The 7,670-nt window shown below is 38.1% G+C and carries 9 protein-coding genes; 2 read left to right on the forward strand and 7 right to left on the reverse strand.

Features of this window, described 5'->3' with window-relative positions; genetic code table 11:
* The 7 genes from P767_RS0106695 to rpsA all read right to left on the reverse strand — a co-directional run.
* Positions 1–462 (reverse strand): redoxin domain-containing protein (locus tag P767_RS0106695; protein WP_026763899.1); only part of this gene is annotated, 462 nt, incomplete at its 3' end.
* 61 nt (positions 463–523) lie between these two features.
* Positions 524–1,183 (reverse strand): 3-oxoacid CoA-transferase subunit B, encoded by a 660-nt coding sequence (locus P767_RS0106700; RefSeq protein ID WP_026763900.1) that lies wholly within the window; start codon positions 1,181–1,183, stop codon positions 524–526.
* 26 nt (positions 1,184–1,209) lie between these two features.
* On the reverse strand, positions 1,210–1,902 hold the full coding sequence (locus P767_RS0106705) for a CoA transferase subunit A (protein WP_026763901.1): 693 nt from the start codon (positions 1,900–1,902) through the stop codon (positions 1,210–1,212).
* A 2-nt stretch (positions 1,903–1,904) separates the two neighbouring features.
* The gene (locus P767_RS0106710; protein WP_026763902.1) at positions 1,905–2,261 is read right to left on the reverse strand and encodes a DUF4296 domain-containing protein; all 357 of its coding nucleotides are present in this window, start codon (positions 2,259–2,261) and stop codon (positions 1,905–1,907) included.
* Positions 2,258–3,184, reverse strand: coding sequence for a type IX secretion system protein PorD (gene porD / locus P767_RS0106715; protein WP_026763903.1), 927 nt, complete (start codon positions 3,182–3,184; stop codon positions 2,258–2,260). The genes P767_RS0106710 and porD overlap by 4 nt, the downstream gene beginning before the upstream one ends.
* An 85-nt stretch (positions 3,185–3,269) precedes the next feature.
* Complete coding sequence (locus P767_RS18135; protein WP_084799851.1) at positions 3,270–4,412, reverse strand: DNA-directed RNA polymerase subunit omega; 1,143 nt, start codon at positions 4,410–4,412, stop codon at positions 3,270–3,272.
* A 141-nt stretch (positions 4,413–4,553) separates the two neighbouring features.
* Complete coding sequence (rpsA, locus tag P767_RS0106730) at positions 4,554–6,446, reverse strand: 30S ribosomal protein S1 (RefSeq protein WP_026763904.1); 1,893 nt, start codon at positions 6,444–6,446, stop codon at positions 4,554–4,556.
* A 141-nt stretch (positions 6,447–6,587) separates the two neighbouring features.
* Between rpsA and P767_RS0106735 the strand changes: the two genes are divergently transcribed.
* Together P767_RS0106735 and P767_RS16200 are read left to right on the forward strand one after the other, a co-directional pair.
* Complete coding sequence (locus P767_RS0106735) at positions 6,588–6,962, forward strand: hypothetical protein (protein WP_026763905.1); 375 nt, start codon at positions 6,588–6,590, stop codon at positions 6,960–6,962.
* A gap of 89 nt (positions 6,963–7,051) precedes the next feature.
* Positions 7,052–7,369, forward strand: a complete 318-nt coding sequence (locus P767_RS16200) for a hypothetical protein (RefSeq protein ID WP_037351675.1) — start codon at positions 7,052–7,054, stop codon at positions 7,367–7,369.
* Positions 7,370–7,670: the final 301 nt, after the last annotated feature.

Raw genomic sequence — 7,670 nt, forward strand, 5'->3', positions numbered from 1 at the left:
TGCTAATGTAGCCTGGATAGCTTCAAAGCTGGGAAGATCGCCAGGTGTTGGGCAAACTTCGGCGTATTTTACTGTTCCTTCTGCATCAATAACAAATGCAGCGCGTTTACTTACGCCCAACATTTCAAATGCAGGGAAAGTATCATACAATACCCCATAAGCTTTGGCAGCTTCCTTATTAAAATCGCTTAACAATGGAAAGTTCAGGTTTTGTTCTTTGCTGAATTTGTCTAGTGTAAACAAAGAATCAACTGAAATCCCAAATACCTGAGCATTGGTGTTGTTATACAACCCAATATTATCTCTCACGTTGCAAAGTTCAGCCGTACATACACCTGTAAATGCCAGAGGAAAAAACAACAAAACAACTGGTTTTCCTTTTTGCTCTTCCAGACTTACTTTCTGCTTTTCAGTATTAAAAAGAGAAAATGATGGAGCTTTTTGTCCTACTTGAATACTCATTATTATTTATTTAAAAAGTGAAATATATAAAACCATTCAACAAAGAAAAAACGGAAATGTTTTAGGAAATCTGCATTTCAGGCACAAAATCCGGAACAACCAGTTTTCCAAGTGTTTTCGATTTAATCTCTTCTACTGTAACCCCCGGAGCTCTCTCGTGCAGGAAAAATCCATCCGATGTTACAGAAAGTACAGCCAGTTCAGTCACAATTTTTTTAACACAGGTTACACCCGTTAAGGGTAGACTGCAGGCTGGCAACAATTTGCTCTCCCCCTTTGGATTGGTATGCATCATAGCAACTATAATATTCTTAGCACTGGCCACCAGATCCATCGCTCCTCCCATCCCCTTTACCATTTTACCGGGAATCTTCCAGTTGGCAATATCTCCCTTTTCACTCACTTCCATAGCGCCCAGAACGGTCAGATCAATTTTTCCTGCTCTGATCATTCCAAAACTTTCCGCACTGTCAAAAAAAGCCCCCCCAGGAACAACGGTTACAGTCTCTTTACCTGCATTAATTAAGTCAGCATCAATGGATGCTTCATCAGGATAAGGCCCCATACCTAAAATACCGTTCTCACTCTGAAAAACAACAGAAATACCGGATGGAATATAATTAGCAACCAATGTAGGAATACCAATACCCAGATTCACATACATGCCATCTTTTAGTTCCTGTGCAATACGTTTAGCAATACCAAATTTATCTAGAGCCATGATGATGGTTTATTTTGAAAAATCATTTAAATACGGGTGGTTCTTCTTTCTATTCTTTTCTCATAATTTTTTCCTTCAAAAATTCGATGTACATATACCCCTGCAACATCCACTTCATCCGGATCAATTTCTCCGGGTTCAACCAGGTGTTCCACTTCTGCAATGGTTATATTACCTGCTTTTGCCATAGAGGTAGAAAAGTTGCGGGTAGCTTTTCTGAAAACCAAATTACCCGCCTTGTCTCCTTTCCATGCTTTAACAATGGCAAAGTCTGCATGTATGGCTTTTTCCATTAAATACATTTTCCCGTCAAACTCCCTTATTTCTTTTCCTGCGGCAATTTCAGTACCATAACCAGCTGGTGTAAAATAAGCAGGAATACCCATAGCAGCCATTTGAATGCCCGTAGCCAAAGTACCCTGAGGAACCAGATCTACTTCCAATTCGCCGCTTAACAGTAGTTTTTCAAACAAGGCATTTTCTCCCACATAACTACTAATCATTTTCTTAATCTGACGAGTTTGTAATAACAGCCCAAGACCAAAATCGTCAACACCTGCATTATTAGAAATACAGGTTAAGGACTGAACATTATGCGCAACTAAAGCAGCAATACTATTTTCGGGTATACCATTCAAACCAAATCCGCCCAACATAATTACTGCACCATTTTTAATATCTGCAGTTGCTTCTAATGCATCTTTAAATACCTTATTCATTCTTATTTGGATTGTGATTTTTGATTAATCAAATTTCTTTCCCGTACTGCAATGGCATCAATTGAATCAATCAGAATTTTAAACTGATTGGGGTGTGCTTCGTAATAATGATAGCTATCGTAAAATTTTTTTCTTTCAATACCATAGCTACTGAAAACCTGCTCATACAAACGGATGTTCTCTTTAATCTTTAATTTCAAAGTATCTTTTGCAGTAATTCGCAGATAGTATTCATCCATCTTTATCATATCCCACATAATCTTACTCATATCATTGATGGGAATAACATTCTTGGGGATTTTCTCACCACCACAAGCAACCAGAAAAAGAACAATCAGGAAATAAAATAGTTTTCTCACTTCAGCTCCTCTTTATATTTATTGGCGTTGGGAATATCCAGCAACGATAATAATTCTACTGCTTTTTGTTTTTCTTCAAAAGTTCCTTTCTTAAATATTCCAATTAGCTCAGTTGTTTTTCCCTGCATAAAAAATTGCAGAATCATACTATTGGGATTCTCTTTATTCAATGCGTTTAATTGAATTAGTGCCTGTAAAATATTAGCCCTTGCTTCATTCTCATTCTCAATTAATTTGTCTAGTCCAGCCCGGTAGTAGGTATAAATTACATCATGAATAATATTGAATTTGGTATTGATCAGATTCTCATTGAGCCAATAACGGTTTCTCAATCCATCAAACATTCTCCATCCGGCAATTTTACTACCCTCAGGTGCATTGTTTACAATATTCTGTGCTTTCCTGAAATAAGATTCGCCACTTTTTGGAGAGAATGAATCATAGTCCAGACCAATAATCATGTATGCATAGTATGCAAGCACTGCAGTTAAATTAGCCACACCCGCATCAGTGCCCTGGACCCTGTTTTCATTGAATTCAACAGGCTGAAACTCTACATACTTAAATAATAACTCAGGATCAATAAAATTAACCAGTGCAGACTGATAGGAAGCATTGAAAACCGGTCTGGCAGCTTGTATGGTTAAGGAGGCTTTGTATATATTAGGTTCTACAGCAGATTCAATATTGATAATAAAGCTACACTCAATTTTTTCGTTATCCCTGAATGCATCATTCGTCCACTTTCTGTTATTCATGAAATTATTCAACTGAGTCTGCAGTGTTGTGAATATTTTCCTGTCTACAGTGGTTGCTACCCTTGCAGCCATTACGGTTACTTTAGCTTTAAGCTCCTGTGCATTCAGCAACTGCGGTAAGGCAAACAGGGAAACAAACAGAATTGTAACACGTATGAATTGCATGGCAAGATTAAATTGAACGGAAACTAAAAATAACAAAAAACGACAGTAAAATACTGTCGTTTGAATCATTTTAGAAAGAATTAGCTTATCGGAATAAGTCGGTATCTAAATTTTTTCTGTGGTACACTTTCCCCTCCATGAATTCTGTTGTTGCCAGAATTGCCGGATTAGGCATTTTCTCATATGCGCGGGAAATCTCAATCTGCTCCTTATTCTCATGAATTTCTTCCAGACTATCTGTATGACTGGCAAATTCTTCCAATTTATTATGTAATTCTTCGCGAAGGGAAATATTAATCTGATTAGCTCTTCTTGCAATAATGGCAATAGATTCATACAGATTACCTGTTTTCTCTTTTATGGAGATCAGGCTTTTGGTTTCTACCACACTGGCGGTATTGGCACTCATCTGCCTTCTTAGTTTACTCATTTTTCCCGTTTTTTTAAGTATGTTAAGGGTTTGTGTTTTGTACTTGTTTACCTCTTCAAGAAACTTGCTGTCTGTGAACCTTTCCGCAAACTCATTACACTCAGACAACACTTTTTCGTAACGCTCTTTTTGCTTGTCCTCGTAACTCATTTCAGCATACTTATAGTATGACTTAATCATGAGTACTTTGTATTCATCTGATTTTTTAGAATCCGGAAAGTTATCAGCCACATTACTGAACGCAATAGCTGCAGCTTTATAGAATCCCAGGTTATAATACAATTCAGCACTTAAGAATTCCTTTCTTTCTAACTTTTCCCTACATAAATCAATGATCTCTGTAGCTTCTTTTACTCTCGGCGATGTTGGATGCGTACTAATGAAAGCCTGCATCAAGCCCATAGTTTTGGTTGTATTGGTCTGATCCAATTCAACCTTGGGCGATTGTTTAAAATAACAAAACGCCCGCATGTATTCGCAATCCTGTGTTCTGGTGCTGGCAGGAAAGTTTTCTACAAAGCTTTTAAACATATTTTCCGCGTTCAGGTAATCCCTTATGTAGAAATAAGAATACGCATACTTATAGTACATGTCTTCATATCTCTGGGAACCTTTTAAATAAGGGAAAATATCTTCAAAGAGCCTTAGCGCTTCCGGGTACTTTTTGTTGGCATAATACTGCTCCGCCATTTTGTACTTATACTCATAGTCTTTGCTCTTCATTATCTTGGCAAATTTGGTAGTACAAGCGGTTCCCAAAAAAACAGTAAGCAATAAAATAGTTACAATTCTACCCATAGAAGTTGGCGAAATTACGTATAAAATAGCAATTTAAGAAGGGTTTTTTGGAATTTGGGATCACAGCCGTTAATTAATAGCTAAAAAGGCCATCCAGCGATTAAACCGGACAGCCTTTTTGTATTACAACTTTAGGTGATATTACTTATTATCACCCTCTCCTTCCTGCAATTTTGCCTTGATCTCAGCCAAAGCGCCTAAATCACCCAAAGTAGCTTTTTCTACTTTAGACTGGATGTTTTTAACGGCTTTCTTGGTGTTATCAGATTCAGCTTTTGCTTCTTTCTTAGCTGCTTCTTTTTCTTCAGCAATATGCTGTTCCCAAATACGTGCATGGCTAAGAACGATGCGCTTCTCGTTACGGTCAAATTCAATTACCACAAATTGTGCGGTTTCGTCAGCTTTTACCTGTGTACCGTCTTCCTTGTTCAGGTGGCGGTTAGGGGCAAAACCTTCTAAACCATACTGTAACTGAACCAACGCACCTTTGTCATCCTTACGGGTAACTGTTCCTTCGTGGATAGAACCGATGGCAAAAGTTTCTTCAAGAGAATTCCAGGGATCTTCTTCCAACTGTTTGTGTCCTAACTGAAGTTTACGGTTTTCCTTATCGATGCTTAGTATGATAACGTCAATTTGTTCAGCAACTTTTGTATAGTCAGTTGGGTGATTGAAACGCTTCAACCAGCTTAGGTCGCTGATATGAATCATTCCACCAATTCCTGGTTCTAACTCTACAAATACACCATAAGGAGTGATGTTTTTCACCAAACCTTTGTGCTTGCTGTTCTCTGGATATTTGTTTTCAATGGTGTTCCAAGGATCCTGAGTCATTTGTTTAATGCTCAAGCTCATCTTGCGTGCGTCTTTATCTAAAGTAACCACTTTAGCTTCGTGCTCGTCACCTAATTTGAAGAATTCCTTCGCATTAATTGGGGTATTCGCCCAGGTAATTTCAGATACGTGAACCAATCCTTCAACACCAGGTTGAATTTCAAGGAATGCACCGTAGTCTTCAATATTTACTACTTTACCTTTTACTACAGAACCTTCCGCTAAACCTTCAGGTAATACATCCCATGGATGTGGGGTCAATTGCTTAAGACCTAAGCTGATACGCTTCTTGTCATCATCAAAGTCTAATACAACAACCTGTAGTTTCTGATCCATTTTCACCACTTCGCTAGGGTGAGAAATTCTACCCCATGAAATATCGGTGATGTATAGTAAACCATCCAATCCACCTAAGTCCATGAATGCACCAAAGTCAGTGATATTCTTAACAATACCTTCTAATACCTGACCTTTTTCAAGCTTACTCATGATTTCAGCACGTTGTGCTTCAATATCACTTTCAATCAAGGCTTTGTGAGATACAACGGCATTCTTGATAGTTTCGTTAATCTTAACTACTTTAAATTCCATTGTTTTACCAACAAACTGATCATAATCAGTTACAGGCTTCACGTCAATCTGAGAACCTGGCAAGAAAGTTTCCATACCAAATACATCAACGATCAATCCACCTTTTGTTTTGCTGGTAACAGTACCAGTTACAACTTCACCGGTTTTGTGAACTTCCACAATTCTTTCCCATGCACGGAAAATTCTTGCAGACTTACGGCTCAAATGAAGGTTACCGGAACGGTCTTCTTTTTCAACTACCATTACTTCCACTTCATCACCTACGGCCAAACCTGGTAAATCACGGAATTCATTAAGAGATACAAGACCATCACTTTTAAAACCAATGTTTACTACAACATCTGTTTTAGTAAGTGCAACCACTGAACCTTTAATGATTTCACCGTCTTCAATTTGTACGAAAGTATTGTCGTATACCTTGTCGTACTTTTCACGCTCAGTTGCAGCATAATGACTTACATTTCTTTTGTCAATGCTCCAGTCAAAATCGTCATGAGCGGTTTCTACTACTTCAGGTGCTTTTGTTGTCGCAGTAGGAACGTTAGCGGCTTCTGAAGCGGCTGCGCTCTCCTGAGCATCTGCGTTTAGTTGTTTATTAAATAAAATCATACAATAACCCGATGGTTTTAATCGGGGGGCAAAGGTAGCATTTATTGTTAAATTTTACCTTATAAATGGCATTATTTCCCCGACAACTATTGCATTTATATAAATAATTCGCTAGTTTGTAGTTCAAAAGCTCAAAAAACAATGAAAATCCATCTATCCTTCCTAACCGTAGGGATTATTTTGATTAGTGCAGTTCATGCCCAATCGCACGATCCAAGAGTTGAAAGGGCATTGAGGGCGCAGAAAAAAGCCATTGAGGCTCAATTAATGGCCAACAAAGCAGAAAGAGCCAAAGCAATGGCAATGGGTAAAAAGCCAAAAAATACTGAGCCAATTTTAACTGACGCAGAAAAAGCCAAAAAAATAAAGAAAACCTGGATCGTATTCGCAGAAGAATGCAATTTATTCAGAATACTACCAGTAATACCAACCCGGAGGCAAAATACAAAGCAGGACCAGGAGGAGCAGCAGAAAGAATTGGCTCACCCGGGTACAAAAGTCCCAGCAATAATGTAGAAAGAAAAGAAGCCAAGATAGCCCAAACATATCCCAGAAGATTTTAATGCAGAATTTGTAATTTGGCAGCCTAACCAATTAAATTGATTATGCTAAAATCTTTCTTACTAAGCTGTTTGGCATCCTGCATCTTCTATGCTGGCCTCTCACAAAAAGGGTCCACTCAAAATCCTGCTGAAATAAAAAAAATTCAGCAATTTCAAAAGAACATTAATCCTGGTGGCAGGAACAGTCAGGTAGTTCACCCTAATAAATCGGACGGATCGCCCGACATGCGATATAAAGCCAATAAAGAAAAATTCAAAGCAACTGCACCTGGTCCCAGAAAAGCAGACGGCACTCCTGATATGCGCTACAAGGAAAACAAGGAAGCAAAAAAATCTCCTGTGAAAAAAACGGGGCAATAAACCCATGTCGCAATCCTGTAAAAATTACGGAACATAATATGGTAATCAGGATTCAAAAAACATTTAGTTACAAAACAAAAAATCCGCCCCGATTAATCGGGGCGGATTTTTAATTAACAGTATATTCAATTAATCTGCTTTCAACGCTTTATCCAATAAGAAAATCAAATCGTGTCCCTGTGTGCCTTGGTATCTTCATTAGGAGAAACCGCAGCCGCCAGTTTTGTTCTTAATTTTCTCAAAGTATACAAAGCCGCCGATTTGGAAACTTCATCCAAAGTAGAAGTAGGTGCAATTAAAC

It is taken from the genome of Sediminibacterium salmoneum NBRC 103935, from assembly GCF_000511175.1.
GTDB lineage: Bacteria > Bacteroidota > Bacteroidia > Chitinophagales > Chitinophagaceae > Sediminibacterium > Sediminibacterium salmoneum.